This window comes from Chloroflexota bacterium (assembly GCA_026708035.1).
Lineage (GTDB): Bacteria > Chloroflexota > UBA11872 > UBA11872 > UBA11872 > JAJECS01.
This window is the reverse complement of the sequence record JAPOVQ010000011.1, coordinates 85211-104317: the sequence shown is the minus strand read 5'-3', so window position 1 is coordinate 104317 and position 19107 is coordinate 85211. Positions and strand designations below refer to the sequence as shown.

At 67.8% G+C, this 19107-nt stretch carries 16 protein-coding genes; 13 read left to right on the top strand and 3 right to left on the bottom strand.

Annotated elements, in window-relative coordinates; all coding sequences use genetic code 11:
* Position 1: 1 nt before the first annotated feature.
* Positions 2-2590 (bottom strand): DUF499 domain-containing protein, encoded by a 2589-nt coding sequence (locus tag OXG33_04830; protein MCY4113251.1) that lies wholly within the window; start codon positions 2588-2590, stop codon positions 2-4.
* On the opposite strand from OXG33_04830, the gene OXG33_04825 reads away from it, so the two are divergent.
* Complete coding sequence (locus tag OXG33_04825; protein MCY4113250.1) at positions 2582-3055, top strand: hypothetical protein; 474 nt, start codon at positions 2582-2584, stop codon at positions 3053-3055. The genes OXG33_04830 and OXG33_04825 overlap by 9 nt on opposite strands.
* A 191-nt stretch (positions 3056-3246) precedes the next feature.
* Complete coding sequence (locus OXG33_04820) at positions 3247-3498, top strand: hypothetical protein (GenBank protein MCY4113249.1); 252 nt, start codon at positions 3247-3249, stop codon at positions 3496-3498.
* 223 nt (positions 3499-3721) lie between these two features.
* Here OXG33_04820 and OXG33_04815 read toward each other — a convergent pair whose 3' ends face one another.
* On the bottom strand, positions 3722-4591 hold the full coding sequence (locus OXG33_04815) for an SMP-30/gluconolactonase/LRE family protein (GenBank protein ID MCY4113248.1): 870 nt from the start codon (positions 4589-4591) through the stop codon (positions 3722-3724).
* A 119-nt stretch (positions 4592-4710) separates the two neighbouring features.
* Here OXG33_04815 and moaA point away from each other — a divergent pair, with 119 nt between their 5' ends.
* From moaA to OXG33_04790, 5 genes are all read left to right on the top strand, one after another.
* Positions 4711-5739, top strand: a complete 1029-nt coding sequence (gene moaA, locus OXG33_04810; protein ID MCY4113247.1) for a GTP 3',8-cyclase MoaA — start codon at positions 4711-4713, stop codon at positions 5737-5739.
* A 49-nt stretch (positions 5740-5788) separates the two neighbouring features.
* A complete protein-coding gene (locus OXG33_04805; protein MCY4113246.1) occupies positions 5789-6580 on the top strand; it encodes a DUF1295 domain-containing protein in 792 nt (263 codons plus the stop codon).
* Positions 6573-7622: a cyclopropane-fatty-acyl-phospholipid synthase gene (locus OXG33_04800; protein MCY4113245.1), complete on the top strand. Its 1050-nt coding sequence runs from the start codon at positions 6573-6575 to the stop codon at positions 7620-7622. The genes OXG33_04805 and OXG33_04800 overlap by 8 nt, the downstream gene beginning before the upstream one ends.
* 71 nt (positions 7623-7693) lie before the next feature.
* Entirely contained in the window at positions 7694-8935 is a 1242-nt protein-coding gene (locus OXG33_04795; protein MCY4113244.1) for an FAD-dependent oxidoreductase, read from the top strand.
* Entirely contained in the window at positions 8932-9717 is a 786-nt protein-coding gene (locus OXG33_04790; GenBank protein MCY4113243.1) for a DUF1365 domain-containing protein, read from the top strand. Before OXG33_04795 ends, OXG33_04790 begins: the two co-directional genes overlap by 4 nt.
* A 13-nt stretch (positions 9718-9730) precedes the next feature.
* Here the strand turns inward: OXG33_04790 and OXG33_04785 are convergent, their stop codons facing one another.
* Positions 9731-10384: a NifU family protein gene (locus tag OXG33_04785; GenBank protein MCY4113242.1), complete on the bottom strand. Its 654-nt coding sequence runs from the start codon at positions 10382-10384 to the stop codon at positions 9731-9733.
* 56 nt (positions 10385-10440) lie between these two features.
* Here OXG33_04785 and OXG33_04780 point away from each other — a divergent pair, with 56 nt between their 5' ends.
* The 6 genes from OXG33_04780 (at position 10441) to OXG33_04755 (ending at position 19000) form a co-directional block, all read left to right on the top strand.
* Complete coding sequence (locus OXG33_04780) at positions 10441-11712, top strand: ATP-grasp domain-containing protein (GenBank protein ID MCY4113241.1); 1272 nt, start codon at positions 10441-10443, stop codon at positions 11710-11712.
* Positions 11712-13124: a CUAEP/CCAEP-tail radical SAM protein gene (locus OXG33_04775; GenBank protein MCY4113240.1), complete on the top strand. Its 1413-nt coding sequence runs from the start codon at positions 11712-11714 to the stop codon at positions 13122-13124. Before OXG33_04780 ends, OXG33_04775 begins: the two co-directional genes overlap by 1 nt.
* A 79-nt stretch (positions 13125-13203) precedes the next feature.
* On the top strand, positions 13204-13890 hold the full coding sequence (gene lipB / locus OXG33_04770) for a lipoyl(octanoyl) transferase LipB (GenBank protein ID MCY4113239.1): 687 nt from the start codon (positions 13204-13206) through the stop codon (positions 13888-13890).
* Positions 13880-14776, top strand: coding sequence for a lipoyl synthase (lipA, locus tag OXG33_04765; GenBank protein MCY4113238.1), 897 nt, complete (start codon positions 13880-13882; stop codon positions 14774-14776). The genes lipB and lipA overlap by 11 nt, the downstream gene beginning before the upstream one ends.
* Positions 14777-14931: 155 nt before the next feature.
* Positions 14932-17631: a pyruvate dehydrogenase (acetyl-transferring), homodimeric type gene (gene aceE / locus OXG33_04760; protein ID MCY4113237.1), complete on the top strand. Its 2700-nt coding sequence runs from the start codon at positions 14932-14934 to the stop codon at positions 17629-17631.
* 43 nt (positions 17632-17674) lie between these two features.
* Positions 17675-19000, top strand: a complete 1326-nt coding sequence (locus OXG33_04755; GenBank protein ID MCY4113236.1) for a dihydrolipoamide acetyltransferase family protein — start codon at positions 17675-17677, stop codon at positions 18998-19000.
* The last annotated feature ends 107 nt before the right edge of the window (positions 19001-19107 follow it).

The window sequence follows — 19107 nt, the reverse complement described above, 5'->3', positions numbered from 1 at the left end:
CTCAGGTCTCCCGAACGGGGGAGGATGGTACGAATAGGTCACCACCCTGGTCATCCGGCTGGTACTGGAGCCCGAGCTGGGAGCTGTTCTCCCGGACTGCGCGGGCAGTACCCTCGGAGAAGCCGTCGGGGTTTTCAGCGATGACCTTGATCTCGATGGTCACCCGTCCGCCGTCGTGGCGTAGGTTCTCGATGATGTCGTCGCGCAGGCGGTCGATGTCATCCAGTGAAATCGCGTCCTGAATCGATTTGACGGCAACTATTCGTCTGGGGCCGCGCGGTGGGGGATCGACTACCGGCGGTGTTACAACTCCCGTACCTGTACCCGTGCCGGTTCCGGTCCCGGTGCCGTCCGTGTTCCCTCCATCCGGCGGGGCTGGCTCAACGTCGGGCGGCGGCGGCTCGTCTTTCACCAGTCTCGCCATCTCGGGGCTGACCAGCAGACCCGGGTCGCGTTCGGCGACGGCACCGAACAGGGGTTCGTTCTGCGGCTCGCCGAAGCGGAAGTTTTGATAACCGTCTGCCTGGTACCCGCTGGCGTGGCCAAACGCGCCCTCCGACACACCTTGGGCGATTGCGCGATCCAGCACGGTGCGATTGCGCAGGCGGTGCATGTAGACGTTGCTGGTAAGCATGTCCCAGAGGGCATCGACGCTGATGTGGTCCCGCGGGTTGGCGCCGTTGCGCCAGACGTATTGCCGCAGCAGGCTGGCGAGCGCCGTGGGCGAGATGGTTTCGACCAGCGTTTCGTCGTCGCGAAAGCGACGGAAGGCGGCGTCCACGATTGCGCCGTCGGCATCCACGGCGTTGACTTCGGCCACGGACAGCCGGTATTCCGCGCGTTGCGGATCGTCCTGAACCGGGGCCAGTGCCTGGCGGTAAGCCTGGACCAGCGCGCCGCGAACGGCGCGTTCGGCGTCGCGCAAGCTGCCGTGGGCCTGCGTCCGACGATCGCCTGAAAGGTTCTCAATGCTGGCTGCTCCACTCACGATGGAGTGCCAGGCCAGGTAGTCGCTTACCTTGTTCCTAAGGTCCCGGATTTCGTCACGTCGCGCCGCGAGAAAGAGAAAGGTGTTGCGGCGCACTCGAGCGGCGTCGCCGCGCTGCTGGAGGATCTCTAGGGCCAGGTCATTGGCATCGTCGTGCTCGGTGGCGCGAGTCGGGCGCGAGGCGTCAGGCGGCAGGATGACCAAGCGGACGTGCTGGGCTTCGGGCACGTCGGCCGTGTCCCGCGGGCAGACTAGGACGTCCGAGCGGCGTCCGACGGCTTCCTGCAACTCGTGAACGATGCGCGCGTCGACCTCAGAGGCATGGAGTCCGTCCCGGCGGTCCGCGGCAACCTTGTTGAGGTTCTCCTCGGCGTGGAAGTAGTGGCGTCCTTCGCTTGCATACAGGTAATAGAGGCCGCCGCTCATGCGGCCGAGGGCCTCGTTGTAGACCGACACGCCCTGCCCTGGCTGCACGACGCCCAGGCGAATCCGCCGTTCATCGATGCCTTTGACGGCGCCGCTGGGCGCGCTGCCCAAGAAGATCGTGCGGGCTATGCGGCGGGCGGCGCCACCAACGTCGGCGAACCTCTGGAGACCCTGATCGATATCGTCAGTGCGCGAATCGTCGCTGTCGACCTCCGACAGCACGGACTGCCACTGTTCGCTGAGCAGCTTGACGAATTCGTCAGCCAGCGCGGGATCGCTGAGCGGCAGGCTGGCGGGTTGAATCAGGGGCTGACGGTCGTCGTCCAGATAGATGCGGCTGACGCAAACCGCCAGCATCCGTAGCACGCCGCGCGTGCGCTGGAAACGCTGGATCGACGACCAATCCTCGTAGAGGCGGTCGAAGATTTCCGGGTGAATGGGGTAGCAGGCCTTTAGCCGATCCAAATAGCGCTGCTCGGCGGCCTCACGGGGGAAGTCGCTGTGCGAGCGGCTGTACATTGCGGCAAACGCTTCGCACGTACGGTCGCGTTCGGCGTAGTCAGCGACTTCGTCGAAGAGCCGCCTGCGCACAACCTCGAACGCCTCGTTGACTTCGAGCGGTTTCCAAACGGCTTCAATGCGCCCGAGCAGACGCTCGAGTCGCTCCAACGCCTCTGCGCCGCCAACGCCACCCGCTTCGGCGTGGCTGTCGGGCAAGGTAATCACGAGCACCACGCCGTCGTTGCGTCGCGCCGCTTGGGTCAACGCCTGAACGAATGTGTAGATGTTGTCCTGGGCGGCGCCCGCGTTTCGCACGTAGGCGACGAGCTCGTCGATGAGGACCACGCATGGCCCCACGTACTTGAAGAGCTCATCCAGTTGAGCGCCGCCCGGCGCAACGCCCTTGCGCGACGCCGGGCCGACGATCTCGTAAGCGTCCTGGCCGCCGAGCTGATACGCCATCTGACCCCAGAGGGTGTTCAGTGGGTCCCCTTTTTCTTCGGTGGCGGTGGTGTCGGTGGGCGACAGATGCGTGCCGTCAAGGACGGCGACGCTGGCCTGAAACTCGGCGTCCGATTCCAGGCCCGCTTCGCGCATGATTTCGCCCAACTCGGCGCTGGTGCGCTGCGGTCCGGCCTGGGATGACGGGTTGAGCAGGGCGCCAGCGTGGTTCACAAGGTGATAGAGGGCGATCAGGCTGTGCGTTTTCCCGCCACCGAATCCGGTCTTGGTTTGGATGACCGGATCGCCGCCGCTGCCGGCAAGCCGCTGCAGGGTGCTGACCAGCAGTGTGCGAAGGCCGGGGGTGATGTAGGTGTGATTGAAGAAATCGACGGGGTTGCCGTATTCGGTGGCGCTGGCGCGTCCGTCATGAACCTGCTGAAGATCTGCCGCGAATTCGGCTTGCCGGAATGTGCCCTGGGAGACATCGGGACTGGGTTTGATGACCTGGCGCCAGGGGGTGAGGTTGCTGGCAGTTCGCGGCGCCCGTCTCTAGCCGCCGTGGGCTTGGCCGGTTGCTCCCTGGGCGCCTCGCCGGGGGCATCCGCGGCAAGCAACCGGTCCCTGATCCGTTCGACCTCACGCTTTTCATTGGGCCTATTGATCAACCCGAGGACTTCGGCGATGTGGAAGAGGTGAACACGCGCGTACTCGGTGTCCAGGTCACGCGGGGCCGGATGCGCCGCCTTGTCACGTGAGCCCTTGATGAGCCAGGCCGTGCTCTGAACGCTGTTGTCGCCTGGAAACTGGCGGCTGAATGCGTCCCGCCAGTTGCGGCCGATGATGTTCGGGAAGTCACCGATGTCGATGGCGGCTTCGAGGCTCCCGTCGTGCTCGTGCAGGTTCTGCCGAAAGCGGTCGGCCTGGTTGTAGTGCAGGGAATTGGCGATGAGGTCTTCGACCTGTTGGCCTTGAACCTGCCGCAACGTTCTGACGATGAAGGGACGCATAGCGTCCCGATAGATGTCGAGCGCCTGCTGAAGCGCGTCTCTGTTGGGACGCTCGACCGTGGGGGTCATTCGTCGTGTCGCCGCTCAGCGGCGATCCGGTTGGCCGGAAGCATGCCCGCCCAGTTGAAATGAAATTCCTATTGCATTCTAGTGGAACGTATCTATTGTTTCACTCCAATCCGACCAGACTGGGAGCGGGTGCTCGGCCTACGCTGGATGCCTAGGGTGTGATGGGCGGTGGGTAGGCGGAAACGTGTCTATTTGTTCATGCAGAGCCGTCCCGGCTCAGCGTCAGTACAGGACCTCCATCCCAGCCTTCCCCCTGTCAGGGGGAAGGGGCTCGGGCGGGACCTCTCTATTGCCCGATCGGCGGAGGATACGCCAGCGGGATGCCTGGGACGGCCATGCGCAGGCGGTTGAGGTGCCAGCGGCCGAGGTTGGCGGTGAAGAGGTCGGTGAGGTCGGGGCCGCCGAAGACGATGTTGGTGGGCGAGGAGAGCTGCGTGTGGTTGGGGTCGTCGACGAGGACCTGGATGCGTCCCTCGGGCTCGAGGCGGTAGATGCGGCTGGGGGTGTAGAGCGTGATGTACAGCGTGCCCTCGACGTCGAACTGCACGCCGTCCGGCACGTCGCCGGGGAGGGTGGCCACGACCTGGCGCTCGCCCAGGGTTCCGTCGGCGAGCACGCGCAGGCGGCTGACGCCGGGCATCTGGGACTCGACCACGTAGAGCCACTCGCCCGCGGCGTCGACGCACATGCCGTTGGCGAAGAATCGCGGCGCCTCGCTCACCAGGTCCGTCGAGCCGTCGGGCCGCACGCGGTAGATCCGCCCGGTGTCGTGGTCCCATTCGCCCGAGTCGGAGACATAGAGGTCGCCGGAGGGGTGGAAGCAGGGATAGTTGGGCGTTTCCATGGGCCGGTCGGCGGTGCCGCGGGTGATCTCGGTGACGCTGCCGTCAGCGCCGGCGCGCACGACCGCGCCGCCATACGCGGCGCAGACGTAGACGTTCGCCTCGGCGTCGCAGGCCACGCCGCCCAGGAAGCCCTCGTGCTGCGCGATCTGGGTGATGGCCCCACTGTCGGGGTCCACGCGATAGATCTGGCCCGCCTCGCCGCCGGCGTAGAGCTGCCCGTCGGGGCCCCAGGTGACGCCTTCGGGGTGGTCCAGGCCGTCGTTGAAGTCGCCCGCGACCGTCTCGACCTCGGACACATCGCGTAGTGGCATGGTGCGCGCCCTCGATGAGTGTCTGGTCGCTCACGGTACCTGACGCGGATTCGGGCCGCCCACTGCGTAAACTCAGGGTGAAGACGACCTGGAGATTCACGCCCCGCGTGCCTGCCGCCATCGCCACCGCGCCCGTCGACACACTTGGCCGCCACATGCGCGACCTGCGCATCTCGGTGACGGACCGGTGCAATTTCCGCTGTCCCTACTGCATGCCGGCCGAGGTCTACGGTGAGCACTACACGTTCTTGCCCAAGTCCCAGATCCTCACGTTCGAGGAGATCGCGAGGCTGTCGGGGCTGTTCGTCGAGCTTGGCGTGCAAAAGCTTCGCCTGACCGGCGGCGAGCCGTTGCTGCGGGCGGACCTGCCGAACCTGGTGTCGATGCTGGCGGCCCTGCCGGTCGACGACCTGGCGCTCACGACCAACGCCCACCTGCTCGGGCGGCACGCCGAGGCCCTGGCCGACGCCGGCTTGCAGCGGGTGACGGTGAGCCTGGACAGCCTGGACGACGAGGTGTTTCGGGCGATGAACGGGCGGGGCTACGGCGTCGACGCGACGCTGGAAGGCATCGCGGCCGCCGAGCGCGTCGGCCTCTCGCCCATCAAGTTGAACTGCGTGGTCGTGCGAGGCGTGAACGACCACACCATCGTCGACCTGGCGCGCCACTATCACGGAACTGGGCATACGGTGCGGTTCATCGAGTACATGGACGTGGGAAACCTCAACCAGTGGAAGCTGGACGAGGTCGTCACGGCCGACGAGATCGTGGAGCGCATCGGGGCCGAGTTCCCGCTGGAGCCACTGCCGCCCAATTACCCGGGCGAGGTTGCCAATCGGTTCCGCTATCGCGACGGCGGCGGGGAGATCGGCGTCATCGCGTCGGTGAGTAAGCCCTTCTGCGGGGCCTGCACGCGCGCGCGGCTGTCAACCGACGGGCACCTGCTGACGTGCCTGTTCGCGTTCGGCGGCACCGACCTGCGGACGCCCATGCGCGAGGGCGCCACGGACGCGGAGCTGCGCGAGCTGATCGGCGGCGTCTGGCAGGTCCGCCGCGACCGCTACTCCGAGGCGCGCGCGGGCATGATCAGCGACGACGGCCACGGACCGGACGTGCAAAAGGTCGAGATGTTTCAGATCGGCGGCTAGCGCCGGTGCATGATCTCCCGGTTCGACGGACTCTGAAGCAATCAAGCTGATGGCCGATCCCGGACTCCTGGGCTACACCGCCGCGGCCATCGGCGTTTTCATGACCGTGGTGTGGCTGCTGAGCCTGCTGCTGCGGGATGCGTCCATCGTGGACGTATTTTGGGGACTGGGATTCATCGTGACCGGGGCGCTCGCCGCGTGGCTCGGCTCGGGCGATGCCGGACGCAGCGCGCTGCTGCTGGTGCTGGTGGCGGTGTGGGGCCTGCGCCTGGCGGGGCACATCGGGTGGCGCAACCATGGCAAACCCGAGGATCCGCGCTATCAGAAGTTCCGCGCCAACGCCGGAAGCGCCTTCTGGTGGCGCAGCTATTTCACCGTCTTCCTGCTCCAGGGCGTGGTGATGTGGGTGGTCGCGTTGCCGCTGCTGGCGGCGCTGGCGGCGCCGGAGCCGTCCCTGCCGACTGCCTGGGACGTGGCCGCCATCGCGCTCTGGGCCATCGGCTTCGCCTTCGAGGCGGGCGGCGACCTGCAGCTGGCGCGGTTCAAAGCCAATCCAGCCAATCGAGGCCGCGTGCTGTCAGCCGGATTCTGGGGGCTGACGCGGCACCCAAACTACTTCGGCGACGCCGTGGTGTGGTGGGGCTTTGGCTGCCTGGGTCTGGCCGCCGGCGCGTGGTGGACGCTGATCGGCCCGCTCGTGATGACGGTGCTGCTGGCGCGGGTGTCGGGCGTGACGCTGCTCGAGCGCAGCATGATCGAGGCCAAGCCGGGCTATCGCGAGTACGTGGAGTCCACGCCGGCGTTCTTCCCGCGCATCCCCTTCCTGGGACGACGTGGATAGCCAATCGGCCTGGTTCGAGCGGCTGGCGGCGCGGGGGATCGTTCCCGACGGCGTTTTGCGCCTGGGCGTGCGATTTGCCCTGCGGCGACGGCTGCGAGCGCTGAACCGCGGCAAACCCCAGGAGCGCTTCCACGCCATGCGGGGCGGACCAACGGCCGTTGCGACGGACGCTGCCAACCGGCAGCACTACGAAGTGCCGACCGAGTTCTTTCGAGCGATTCTTGGTCCCAGGCTGAAGTACAGCAGCTGCCTCTGGCCTGCGGGTGTCGAGACGCTGGCGGACGCGGAGGACGCCATGCTGGAGCTGTGCGCGCAGCGCGCCGATCTCGCCGACGGCCAGCGCGTGCTCGATCTGGGGTGCGGCTGGGGTTCCCTTGCCCTGTGGGCCGCGCAGCGCTACCCGAGGTCGACGATCACCGCCGTCACCAACTCACGCACCCAGCGCGACCACATCGTCGTCGAGGCGCAGGCGCGTGGCTTGGGCAACCTGGAAGTGATCCATGCCAATGCCGCGGCGGATGACATTCCCGGTCGTTTCGACCGGATCGTCAGCATCGAGATGCTGGAGCACATCCGCGATCACGGCGCATTGCTGGCGAAAATGGCCGCGCGGCTTGACGCCGGCGGCCGCATCTTCGTGCACGTGTTCAGCCACGTGCGGCACGCCTACGCCTTCGAGCCCGAGGACGGCTGGATGGCGCGCTGGTTCTTCAGCGGTGGGACGATGCCCAGCCTCGACCTCTTCGATGAATCCGCTCCGGCGGTGCGCACCGTCGATCGCTGGGTCGTGAACGGACGGCACTACGCCCGGACGTTGCACGCGTGGCTGAGAAACCTCGACAGCCGCCGCCCACAGATCCACGAACTCTTCCGGGGCGCGTACGGCAACGATGCGGCGAGTCTCTGGTTGATGCGGTGGCGGCTCTTCTTCATCGCCTGCGAGGAGCTGTTTGCCTATCGCGGGGGACAAGAGTGGGTGGTGGCGCATCATCTGCTTGCTCCCGAGACGGTTGCGAAAGCCCACGCGCAGCGGCACGCCTAGTGCGTTGAACGCAACATGACCGCCCACGAGCGACCGCCGAGCCAGGGCGCTGACGCAAGGCGCCGCAGCCCATGAGAATCGCCGTCATCGGCGCCGGGGTGTCGGGTCTCGTCGCGGCGCGCCAACTGCATGCACACGATGACGTCACGGTCTTCGAGGCGGGCGACGAAACAGGCGGCCACTCCCGCACGATTGACGTGTCCAGCGGCGGCCGCACCTATGCGGTCGACACCGGATTCGTAGTTTTCAACGACCGTACCTATCCCGAATTCCTGCGCATCCTGGACGACCTCCGCGTCCCGACGCAGCCGTCCGAGATGAGCTTCTCCGTGCGCTGCGATCGCACGGGCATCGAGTACAGCGGGGCGTCGTTGAATGCCGTGTTCGCCCAGCGCCGCAACCTGGCGCGCCCCGCGTTCTTGCGGCTGGTGCGCGACTACCTGCGTTTCAATCGCCAGGCGCCCAAGCTGCTGGAGGCCGACGAGCGACTCACGCTGGACGAATACCTGGAAGGCGCGGACTTCTCCCGTGTTTTCCGTGAGCTCTATCTGGTGCCGATGGGCGCCGCCATCTGGTCAACTGACCCCGCGCGCTTCGGCCAGATCCCAGTTGAAGCGTTTGTGCGGTTCTTCCACAACCACGGACTGCTGGGAATCCGGGGCAAGCCGCGCTGGTCGGCAATCACCGGCGGCGCGCGCGAGTACGTCGAGGCGTTGGCTCGGCCATTTCGCGATCGAATCCATGTCCGCGCGCCCGTGACCCGCGTGCGGCGAGCGGACGACCACGTCGACGTCACCGTTGCCGGCGGGCATGTCGCCCGATTCGACCAGGTGGTGCTCGCGACCCATAGCGATCAGGCGCTGCGGATGCTCGACGATCCCAGCCCCGAGGAACGCGCGGTCCTTGGGGCCATCGACTACCAGGCCAACAGCGTCGTGCTGCATACCGATACGAGCCTGCTTCCCCGGCGGCGCCGCGTCTGGGCCGCGTGGAACTCCTACATTGCCCCGGACGGCGGGCAGCGGGTGGCGACGACGTACAACATGAACCGCCTGCAGCGATTGGACGCGCCCGAGACCTTCTGCGTCACGCTCAACCAGGACGAGCGCATTGACGAGGCGGCCGTGATTGCCCGCATGACCTACCACCACCCGGTTCTCAACCGCGCGGCGATTGCCGCTCAGCGCCGGTGGACCGAGGTGAACGGCCGGCGCCGGACCTGGTATGCGGGCGCCTACTGGCGCTATGGCTTCCACGAGGACGGCGTCGTGAGCGGCCTGCGTGTGGCGCGGGCGATCGAGGCCGGCCCATGAGCGGCGCGAGTGGCCTCTACACGGGCGTCGTCACGCACCGGCGGCGACGACCGGTCGCGCACGAGTTTCGATTTCCGCTCTTCATGGTCTACCTCGATCTGGCGGAGCTGCCCGGAGTGTTCGACGGGCACTGGCTCTGGTCGGCGCGGCGTCCGGCGCTGGCGTGGTTTCGCCGAGCCGATCACTTCGGCGATCCGGCGCTGCCGCTGGACGAATCCGTGCGCCGACGCGTCCACGAGGTGACTGGTCGCCGGCCCGAGGGACCTATTCGCCTGCTAACCCACCTGCGCTACTTCGGCTATGTTTTCAATCCGATCAGCGTCTACTACTGCTTCACGCCCGGCGGCGAGCGAGTCGAGGCGTTGGTGGCCGAGGTCACGAACACGCCGTGGGGCGAGCGTCACGCCTACGTCGTGGAGCCGGCTGGCGAGGGTGACAAGCTCCGAGCCGAATTCTCAAAGGCCCTGCACGTATCGCCCTTCATGACCATGGATATGGAGTACCGCCTGTCGGCGACGGCGCCGGGCGTGGATCTCGACGTGCGCATGGTGGCGATCCGGGCCTCGGCGCCACTCTTTGAAGCTGACCTTTCGCTCTGCCGCCGACCCATGACGGCCCGTGCGCTCACCGGCGCGCTGGTTCGCTATCCGTTCATGACGGCGCGCGTAACCGCGGCGATCTACTGGCAGGCGCTGCGGCTCAGGCTCAAGGGCGTGCCGTTCGTGCCGCATCCGGGACGGAGCGCAGCTTCGAGCGACCGCACGTTCGAGAGGGCCGACTAGCAGCCGCGCCGACCTACTTCTTCGACGCCTCGAAGTAGGGATTGGTGCCCGAGGCGTGGTCGGTCACGTCAATCACCCGCGTGACTTCGGGGACGGCCTCGCGAATGGCCACCTCGATGCCCTGCGTCAGGGTGACGGACGCCATGCCGCACCCCTGGCATCCGCCGCTCAGGCGTAGGTACGCCGCGCCGTCCTCGACGGAGACGAGCTCGGCATGCCCCCCGTGCGCGGCGATGGCGGGATTGATCTGCTGCTCGAGAATCTGCGCGACCTGATCCGCCACTGCACCGCTGAGCTGTGGCGCGGGGACATCGCGGGCCGCCGGTCCGGCGACCGGGCTCGGCGTGTTGGGATTGTCGACGAATAGGCCACCGCCGTTCGGGGCGGAGCGATAGTCGATCGTGGCGCCGTCGAGCTGGTCGGTACTCCCGGCGCGGACGACGACGTTGAGCCCGGCGGCGACTTCTACGACTGCATCGTCGGGTGCCGCGTCCTGCGAGCTCTTCAAGTACATGTCGTAGCTGAAACCGGTCCCCGAGATTCCGGTGACCTCGATCCACATGGCCAGGTCGTCCCTGTCCGGCCGGTCGGAGCGCGCGCGAAAATCGAGCACCAAGTCGCGCGCGGCGTCGCTGATGAAGACTTCAGTCTCGTGTTCCAGGGTCATGCTCCCCATCCAGCGGGCGTGCGGCGCGTCGTCCGTTCGTGGTTCATCATAGGACGATGCGCCGGGTTCTCCTACTGCTGCCGACGCGGGCGTACCGCGCGGCCGACTTTCTCGAAGCCGCGCGGGAGCTTGGCGTCGAGGTCGTCGTTGGCGCCGAGCAACGTCACGCGCTGGACGACGTGATTGGATCGCGCGTGATCGAGCTGCCGCTGCACCGTCCCGAGATCGCGGCGGACGCCATCGTCGAGTTTGCCGACGAGGCGCCGCTCAATGCCATCGTCCCGGTGGATGATGCGGGAGTCGGGGCGGCCGCGCTTGCCGCCGAGCGATTGGGGCTGGCGCACAGTCCGCCCGCGGCCACGGCGCTCACGCGGGACAAGGCCGCCATGCGACGGCGGCTGGCGCAGGCCGGCGTGCCCCAGCCGGCGTTTTCGCTCGTTGACGGTGATGCGGACCCGGCGGCCGCGGCGGCGGAGCTCGGCTTCCCGGTGGTAATCAAACCCGTGGGACTGTCGGGCAGCCAAGGGGTGATCCGGGCCGACACTCCAGCGGAAGCCAGCGCTGCGGCGGCGCGAATCCAGCGGATGTTGGCGGGGTCCGATGAGGACCTGCCTGCGCCGTTGCTGATCGAGCGATTCGCGCCCGGCGTGGAGGTGGCGGTGGAGGGGCTGTTGCGAAGGGGGACGCCGCATACGCTGGCCGTCTTCGACAAGCCGGATCCCCTCGATGGCCCCTATTTCGAAGAAACGCTTTACATAACACCATCTCGCCTACCCGGTGAGGTTCAGCGTGCGGTCGAGGACGTGACCAGTGCGGCCGTCGCGGGGCTGGGTCTCACCGAAGGTCCGGTGCACGCCGAAGTACGTGTGGACGGCGACGCGGTGGCGGTGATCGAGGTTGCTGCGCGGTCTATCGGCGGCCTCTGCGCGCGATCGCTGCGATTCGGGCTGGGGGTGTCGCTGGAGTCGCTCATCCTGCGGCATGCGCTTGATCTGCCATTGCGAGACACCACCGCCGCGCATGCCGCGTCGGGCGTGATGATGCTGCCCATTTCCCGCGCCGGCGTGTTGGTCGAGGTGGGCGGACGCGAGGCGGCGCTGGACGTTTCCGGCATCGTGGGATTGGAAATCACGATCGCGCCGGGCGGCTGGGTCGAACCGCTGCCCGAGGGCGACCGCTATCTTGGATTCATGTTTGCGCGGGGTGAGACGCCGGCGGCGGTCGAGTCGGCGCTGCGGCGCGCGCATGCGAAGCTTGAGGTTGAGATCGATCCAAACCGGGCGCCCCGGCGGCGGCCCGGAACGGAGAGTCCCGAGGCGGGATGTTGATGCGGGTCTTGATCGTCTCGACCTACGAGCTGGGGCACCAGCCGGTGCATGCGGCCTCGCCGGCCGCGGCGCTGCAGGCGGCGGGACACGAGGTGCGCGCGCTGGACTTGGCCGTCGAGATGTGGGACCCAGACGCCCTCGACGCCGTCGACGCGCTGGCGTTCTCGGTTCCGATGCACACGGCCATGCGCATCGCGGTGAGCGCCGCGCAGGCGGCGCGCCGGACGCACCCTGACGTTCCAGTTTGTTTCTATGGCCTCTACGGCGAAATGGCGCCGGCGCTGGACCCAAGCCATCCGATGGACCGGGCGCTCGCCGGCGAGTACGAGCCGGAGCTGGTGGCCTGGGTGGACGCGCTATCGAGCGCGAATGGGCAGGCAACTCTTTCGACCGACATCATCCAGCTCACCAAGCACGGCTTTCACGCCCCGGCGCGCGAGCTGCTCCCGCCGATCGACCGCTACGCGCGCCTTGCCGTCGACGGCGAAGAGCGTCTGGCGGGCTATGTCGAGGCGAGCCACGGCTGCGTGCACAAGTGCCGCCATTGTCCGGTGCCGGTGGTCTACGACGGTCGCATTCGCATCGTCGGCGCCGACACGGTGCTGGACGACATTGGGCGGCTGGTCGATGCGGGCGCTCGGCACATCACCTTCGGCGATCCAGACTTCCTCAACGGCTGGCGCCACTCGCGCAAGGTGGTGCGGGCCATGCACCAGCGGTTCCCGGACCTCACGTTCGACTGCACCACCAAGGTCGAGCATATCCTGGAGCACGCCCACGTGTGGCCGGAGTTCGCCGACGCCGGATGCCTGTTCGTCATCTCGGCGTTCGAGTCGCTCAACGACACGATCCTGGGGCGCCTGGACAAAGGCCACGTGGCCGCCGAGGCCGGGCAGGCGATCGCCCTGCTACGACGCCACGGCATCGAGACGCGGCCCTCCTGGCTGCCATTCACGCCGTGGACGTCGTTCGCCGACGTGCTGGACATTCTCGATTTCGTCGCGCGGCACGACCTGGTGGGCAACGTCGATCCGGTGCAGTACAGCATTCGGCTGCTGCTGCCAAAGGGGTCGCTGCTGCTCGATCTGCCCGACATGCAACGCTACCTGGGGCCGTACGACGAGGCGCAACTGAGCTATGCGTGGCGGGCGGCCGATCCGGCGGTCGACGCGCTGCAAGCGGAGATTGGGGCGCTGGTGGCGGCCCTTGCCGATGCGGACACGGAGATTGCGTCGTCCTACGCCGCGGTGCGGGCGCTTGCGCTCGATGCCGCCGGAGCGGCCGCCGAGGGTCGAGCGCATGGGATTCCCATCGACGCCGAGCGCGCGGCGGCGCGACCGCGGCTCACCGAAGCCTGGTTCTGCTGCGCCGAGCCGACCGAGCTGCAATTCGCGCAGCTGGCGGGGATCTAGCGCCCGCCCGGTTCCCGAGCCGAAGTCCGAGACCTCGGCGCAGCTTGGATCGGTCAGCCCTGATGGGTACGCTCGGGCCATGGTGACTGCCTCCGTCGATGTGCACCGGGCGGGCCGGGTGGCCTATCGCGATGCGTGGGCGTGGCAGCAGACGCGCGCCGACGATGTTCGCGCGGGCACGGCGGCCGAGGCCCTGGCGCTGCTGGAGCATCCGCCGGTGTACACCTGCGGCCGCCGCAGCGACCCGGCGAACCTTTTGGCGTCGCCGGAGCGGCTGGCGGCGCAGGGGATCGAGGTCGTGGACGTGGAACGCGGCGGCGACGTGACCTACCACGGACCGGGACAGCTGGTGGCCTATCCGATCCTGGACCTGCGCCGCCGCGGCATCTACCCCATCAGTTTCGTTCGCGGCCTGGAGCAAACGCTGGTGACCACCCTGGCTGCCCTCGGCGTGCCCGCCGCACCTCGAAAGAAGCTGCCCGGCGTGTGGGTGGGTAACGACAAGATCGCCGCGCTGGGCGTCCACGTCCGCGGCGGCGTGAGCATGCACGGCATATCGCTCAACCTTGCGCCCGACCTGTCGGCCTTCGAGGCCATCGTGCCCTGCGGCATCCATGACGCCGGCATAACGTCCGTGGAGCGCTACTGTGGGGCAGCGCCGGACCACGAAGCCGCCAAGGAGGCGTTCATCACCGCCTTCGCCCAAACATTTGACGTCGTCGTGCGGGATGCCGACTCAGAGATGGCCCTCGCCAATGGCCACTAAGGTCCGGCCCCGGTACCCCAAGCCCGCGTGGCTCAAGGTGCGCGCGCCGACCGGCGACCGCTTCACGGGCCTCAAGCGGCTGATGCGCACGCAGTCGCTGCACACCGTCTGCGAGGAGGCCCGCTGCCCCAACATCGGCGAGTGCTGGAACGACGGCCACGCTACTTTCATGATCCTGGGCGACACCTGCACGCGCGCCTGCGGCTTTTGCGCCGTCACGTCGGGCCGCCCCGGTGCGCTCGATCCGCTGGAGCCGCTGCGCCTGGCGGCGGCCGTGGAGCGCATGGGACTCGACTATTGCGTGATCACGTCGGTCAACCGCGACGACGTGCCCGACGGCGGAGCGAGCGTCTTCGCCGACTGCATTCGCGCCGTGCGCCGGGTGCGTCCCTCGTGCCAGGTTGAGGTGCTCATTCCCGACTTCATGGGCGACTGGGACGCGCTGGCGACGGTGATGGAGGCGCGGCCGGTGGTGCTCAACCACAACACCGAGACGGTGCCGCGCCTCTATGGCCGCGTGCGACCCAAGGCGCGCTACGAGCGCACGCTGGAGTTGATTCGCCGAGCGGCCGACCTGGCGCCGGACGTGGCGACCAAGTCGGGGGTGATGGTCGGGCTTGGCGAAACGCGCGACGAGCTGCGCGCGACGCTTGCCGACCTGGTGGCGAACCGCTGCGAGCTGCTCACCGTGGGGCAATACCTCCAGCCGACGCGCAAGCACCTGCCGGTGGAGCGCTTCTATCACCCCGACGAGTTCGTGGATATCGCCGAAGAAGCCCGAGCGCTGGGGTTCGTCCACGTGGAATCCGGCCCGCTGGTGCGCAGCTCGTACCACGCCGGTCGCCAAGCCCTCGCCGCGTCCATGAACCGCGCGCGCCTGGGATGAAGGGCGAGAACCGGCGCGGCACGCTCGTCCCGCCGGTGGCGCCCCGTCAGAGCGCAACGACCACAGGCGACGCCTGGCCAATCCCGGCCGTCCGGCGGCCACTGAAGCGCCCAGCGCCGGGCGTACTACCCTTGCGTAGTCTCTAGGCGGAGCCCATGGCACAGCTAGACACCCACCGCGACGGCGCCTTGAACGGCGGTCAGGGGGCCGACGCGGTCGAAACGCGAGACTGGCTGGACGCGCTGCATGACGTGCGGCGGCTTTCCGGCAACGAGCGCGTGCGTGAGTTGCTGCGGGAGCTGCAGATTCACGCGCAGCGGGCCGGCGGCGTGCTGCCGGTCACCGCGCGCACGCCCTATGCGAACTCCATTCCGCCGGAGCGCGAGCCGGCCTATCCCGGCGACGAGGCGCTCGAGTGGCAGATCCGCAGCATCATTCGCTGGAATGCGATGGCCATGGTCGTGGCCGCCAACCGCGAGGCGGACGGTATCGGCGGGCATATTTCCACCTACGCGTCGGCGGCCACGCTCTATGAGGTCGGCTTCAACCACTTCTTTCGCGGGCCGGATCACCCCGAGGGGCCGGACATCATCTATTTCCAGGGCCACGCGGCGCCCGGCATCTATGCACGGGCGTATCTCGAAGGTCGCCTGACCGCCGAGCAGCTTCACGACTTTCGGCGTGAGCTCATGCCCAGCGGCGGCGTCTCGTCATACCCGCATCCCTGGCTGATGCCCGATTTCTGGCAGTTCCCCACCGTGTCCATGGGCTTGGGTCCGCTGATGTCGATCTACCAGGCGCGGTTCATGCGCTACCTGGAGGATCGGGGGCTGAAGCAGCCCTCCGACCAGCGGGTGTGGGCGTTCGTGGGCGACGGCGAAGCCGACGCGCCGGAGACCATCGCGGCGATTTCCCTCGCTGGGCGCGAGTACCTGGACAACCTCACCTGGGTGGTCAACTGCAACCTGCAGCGACTGGACGGCCCGGTCCGCGGCAACGGAAACATCGTGCAGGAATTGGAAGGGCTGTTTCGCGGCGCCGGGTGGAACGTGATCAAGGTCCTCTGGGGCCGCGATTGGGACGAGCTGTTCGCCAACGACCACGACGGATTGCTCACGCGCCGTGCGGGCCAGATCGTCGACGGTGAATTTCAGAAGTACAGCGTGGCCGGCGGGGCCTACATCCGCGAAAACTTCTACGGGGTGGACGAACGGCTGCTGGCGATGGTCGCCGACCGCAGCGACGACGAGCTGGTGCGCATGAACCTCGGGGGGCATGACGCGCGCAAGGTCTACGCGGCCTTCAACGCCGCCGTGCGACACCAGGGCGCCCCGACGGTCGTGCTGGCGCGCACGATCAAAGGCTACGGGCTCGGCGAGGCCGGCGAAGGCCGCAACGTGACGCATCAGCAGAAGCAGCTGAACGAGGATGAGCTGCTGACGTTCCGCGATCGATTCAAGATTCCAATTTCCGATGAGGACGTCGGTCGCGCCCCGCTCTACCGCCCGGGGCCCGAGAGTCGCGAAGTCCGCTATCTCACGGTTCGGCGCGAAGAGCTCGGCGGATTCATGCCCATGCGCAGCGCGGAGAAGAGCCAGATCTCAACGCCTCCGGCCGATGTGTTTGCCGAGTTCGAGGCCGGGAGCGAGCGGCCCGCCACCACGACCATGGCGTTCGTGCGCATGCTGTCCAAGCTGCTGCGCGATCCGGCGCTGGGTCCCCGCGTCGTTCCCATCGTGCCCGACGAAGCCCGCACCTTCGGCATGGAGGCGCTCTTCCGCCAGGTCGGCATCTACTCGGCCGTGGGGCAGCTCTACGAGCCGGTCGATTCGGCGTCGCTCCTCTACTACAAGGAGGCCACCGACGGCCAAATCCTGGAGGAGGGAATCGCCGAGGCTGGGGCGATGAGTTCGTTCATCGCCGCCGGGACCTCCCACGCGACCTACGGCGTCGCTACGTTGCCGTTCTTCATCTACTACTCGATGTTCGGCTTTCAGCGCGTCGGCGATCTTGTGTGGGCCGCGGCCGACGCGAGGACGCGCGGATTCTTGTTGGGCGCCACCGCCGGCCGGACGACGCTGGCGGGTGAGGGCTTACAGCACCAGGACGGCCACAGCCATCTGTTGTTTTCCGTTGTGCCGACGTGTCTGGCCTACGATCCCGCGTTTGCCTATGAAATCTCGGTCATCATCCGCGAGGGCATCCGCCGCATGCACGAGCAGGATGAGGACGTGTTCTACTACCTCACCCTCGGCAACGAGGCCTATCCGCACCCGAGTCTGCCGACGGATGCGGGCGTGCGGGAAGGCATTCTCAAGGGCATGTACCGCCTGCGCGCCGCCGATGCGGCACCCGGCCAACCGCGCGCCACCTTGCTGGGAAGCGGCGCGATCCTCAACGAGGTCCTCGAGGCGCAAGAGATGTTGGCGGCACGCTATGGCGTGGCGGCGGACGTGTGGTCGGTGACGAGCTATACGCAGCTGCGCCGCGAGGCGCTGGACGCGGACCGATGGAACATGCTGCATCCCGACCGGACGCCGCGCACGTCATATGTGGCGACCTGCCTGGCGGATGCGCCGGAGGTGGTCGTGGCCGCCACCGACTACATGAAGACCCTGCCGGACCTGATTGCGAAGTGGGTTCCGGGGCGGCTGGTGGCGCTGGGCACCGACGGCTTCGGACGCAGCGATACGCGCGCGGCCTTGCGCGATTTCTTCGAGGTCGATGCACGCTTCGTGACCCTGGCGACGCTGCACGCGCTGGCGCAGGAGAGTCGGATTGACGCTGAGCTGGTGTCCGAGGCGATCGAGGACCTGAACATCGACGCCGAGAAACCCAACCCGCGGCTGAGCTGATGCGAGCGACAGACCTGGGTGCAGGCGAGGTGCGGCGCCTGCCATGAGCGTCGATCTGCGCTTGCCGGACCTCGGCGAGGGAATCGAAGAAGCCGATGTGCTGAGCGTGCTGGTGAGCGTGGGCCAGGCCGTGGACGCCGGCGACTCGGTGATCGAGATCGAGAGCGAGAAGGCGACGCTGGAGGTGCCCACGGACGCCGCCGGCACCATAACCGGCATCCACGTGAAGTCGGGCGACACGATTGCGGTGGGCCAGCCGGTTCTCACGCTGGAATCTGACGGCGCGGAGACGCCGCCGGCCGCGGCTGGCTCCGAGGCTCAGCCTCAGGTCGACGAGGCGCCCGGGCCAAGCGCCGACGGCGCGCCGGACGGCGCCGAGGCTGCGCCGCGCCGCGCGAGCGTTGATTCGACGACGGCAGGCGTCGGCCCGGACGTCCACGTTGCACGGCCCTTTACAGACGCGGAATCCGATGCCGACGGCCGACCGGTGGCTGCCGCGCCGTCGGTGCGCATCTTCGCGCGGGAAATCGGCGTGGACGTGCGCCAGGTCGAGGGCTCAGGTCCTGGCGGACGGATCTCCATGGATGACGTCAAGGCGCATGCGCGTCGCCGCCCGTCGGCGCCCGCGCCGGACATCGTGATGCCGCTGCCCGACTTTGCCCAATGGGGACCCATCGAGCGCGTGCGACTGAGCCGTCTGCGGCGGACGCTTGCCGACAATCTGACTGGGTCGTGGACCACGATTCCGCACGTCACGCTGTTCCAAGAGGCCGACGTGACCGATGTCGAGGCGCTGCGCGCCGAAAACAAGGAGCGTGCGGCCGCCCAGGGCGCCAAGCTCACGATCACGGCCTTCATCCTGCCGGTGGTTGCGGCGGCGCTGAAGGCGCACCCCGAAGTCAATGCCAGCCTGGACCTTGCCGCCGGCGAGATCGTGCGGAAGGGCTACTACCACTTGGGCGTGGCAGCCGATACCGAGCGCGGACTGCTGGTTCCGGTGGTCCGCGACGTGGATACGAAAGGCGTGATCGAGATCGCGGCCGAGCTGACCGACATTGCCGAGCGGGCCCGCGCCGGCAAGCTGACGCCTGACGAGATGCAGGGCGCGACGTTCACCATCAGCAACCTCGGTGGGCTGGGAACCGGATTCTTCACCCCGATTGTGAACCCGCCCGAGGTGGGCATTCTGGGCGTCGGCCGCGCCGTTCCACGCCCGACGCTCCAGAATGACGCCATGCAAACGCGGCTCATGCTGCCGCTCTCGCTGTCGTTCGATCACCGGGCGCTCGACGGCGCGGACGGGGCGCGCTTCCTGTCTTGGATTGTCGATGCACTCCAGCGGCCGACGACGCTGGCGATGGAGTCCTAGGCGCGTGATCACAGTGACAGTACGGAATCTACAGCCCGTTCGCCCAGAGCTTGTCGAACCATGAACGGGAGCGGATCACTAGTTGCGGACGACGCCCACGTGTTGAC